The organism is Vibrio sp. 1731 (assembly GCF_033339955.1).
Lineage (GTDB): Bacteria > Pseudomonadota > Gammaproteobacteria > Enterobacterales > Vibrionaceae > Vibrio > Vibrio alginolyticus.
Window position 1 is genome coordinate 1 of record NZ_JAWOVO010000066.1, and the last position, 1752, is coordinate 1752.

Annotated in this window: 2 protein-coding genes; both read right to left on the bottom strand. The window is 45.9% G+C overall.

All coding sequences use genetic code 11. The annotated features are described in order from the left end of the window. The coding region (locus tag R7035_RS25155) for a response regulator transcription factor (RefSeq protein ID WP_318146318.1) at nt 1-326 on the bottom strand (326 nt) is incomplete at its 3' end. Then, nucleotides 310-1674, bottom strand: a complete 1365-nt coding sequence (locus tag R7035_RS25160; protein ID WP_318146319.1) for a cache domain-containing protein — start codon at nt 1672-1674, stop codon at nt 310-312. The genes R7035_RS25160 and R7035_RS25155, both read right to left, overlap by 17 nt. Nucleotides 1675-1752 lie beyond the last annotated feature (78 nt).

The following is a 1752-nucleotide window of genomic DNA, read 5'->3' on the forward strand; positions in this document are numbered from 1 at the left end:
ATTTCTTTGAGCATGTACCCCACCGCCCCTGCCTGCATCACTTTCATGATGTATTCGCGGTTATCATGCATCGTAAGCATGAGAATTTTACTCTCTGGTAATTCCTCTTTAATCACACCCGTTGCTTCGATGCCATTCATGATTGGCATGCTGATGTCCATAAGCACAACATCCGGTCGCAGATGCTTAACGACCTCAATCGCTTCCAAGCCGTTGCTTGCCGTGCCAATCACATCAATGTCCGGCTCCAGCTCTAAACGCGCGATAAATCCATCTAACACCACTTGGTGATCATCGACGATCACCACACTAATCGGTTTGTCCATAAACTAATTCATCCAAATTCAAAAGCACGGTAATTTCCGTGCCTAAACCAAGCTCACTCATGAGTTCGAACTCGCCACCAATAAACTCCACACGTTCTTGCATGTTGCGCAAACCAATCCCTTGGCGATGCACAGCTTGGTTGACGACAAACCCTACGCCATCGTCTCTAATGAGTAATTGCAGCATATTGCCCATTTTTTGCAAAATAACCGTCACTTTTTTCGCTTTTGCATGCTTTTCAATGTTATTTAGCGACTCTTGCGCAACTCGGTACAGTGTTGTTGCGACTTCGGAGGTCAGCTTGTGCTGTTGAGTGTCAAAATGGCTGTCGATATCAATTTCAGAGTGTGAATGAAAATCTTGCAACAATGTCGTCAACGCAGCTTCCAAACCGATATCATCCAATGCGCTTGGGCGAAGTTGATGGGAAATGTGCCGCACTTCATTAATTGCCGTCACCAAAGAACGTTGTGATTTGTCGAGATGTGATTTGAGCTTTTCATCTTGCAATCGATGGCTCATTAAATCCAAATGACATTTACTCGATACCAGAAGCTGATTGATCCCATCGTGCAACTCGCGCGCTAAATGTTTCTTCTCATCTTCTTGAAACATCACCGTTTTGTGAGCAAGTTCTTTGAGGTTTTTATCGGCAAGTCGATGCTCATGTAAATTGATGGCTAACGTCAGCACAATGATCACCGCCACGGTGACCACCAAAATCACCACCACGGAAAAAAACGTGGTCTCGATGTTTTTGTTCACCGCAGCACGCATGTTCGCGACTTCTTGGCTAACATCTTCAATGTAAAGACCAGTGCCAATCATCCACTCCCATTTATCCAACCATGCGGCGTAACTGAGCTTGGGTACAATGTCGCCAGTCGAGGGTTTCTGCCACAAGTATTGGTGAAAGCCGCCTCCGGATTGCGCTTGGTAAAGCAACGCTTCTATAAGCCTGTCGCCATTTTCGTCTTCTAGGTGAAGTAAGTTCTCCCCAACCAATTCAGGAAGAACGGGATGTACGAGGTTAGTGCCGTGTTTATCGTAAGCAAAGAAGTACCCATCAGAGCCGTAAGTTAGGCGATTTAGAATGGCCTTCACTCGAGCTTTAGCGACACGCTCTTCAATCGTCGAATCGTTGTAAATGTGGGAAATGGCATCAAATGCAACATCAACGGTATCTTTGAGCGCCGCTTCTTTGGATTGAATGAGGTTTTGATGGAAGGTCTCCACCTCTCGTTGCCCCAGTGTTTTGGCCTGATAAATGGAAATCCAACTGATGCTTGCCGACACTAAAACCACCGGAATCAGTGTCAGCAAAATTAACTTGGCTTTGAGAGGCATCCTTCCCTCCATGAAACGCTGCCCAAAGGGTCAATATGCCCCAAGAGCAGCTTAACAACTTGTCTCAAAAGGTGAAGA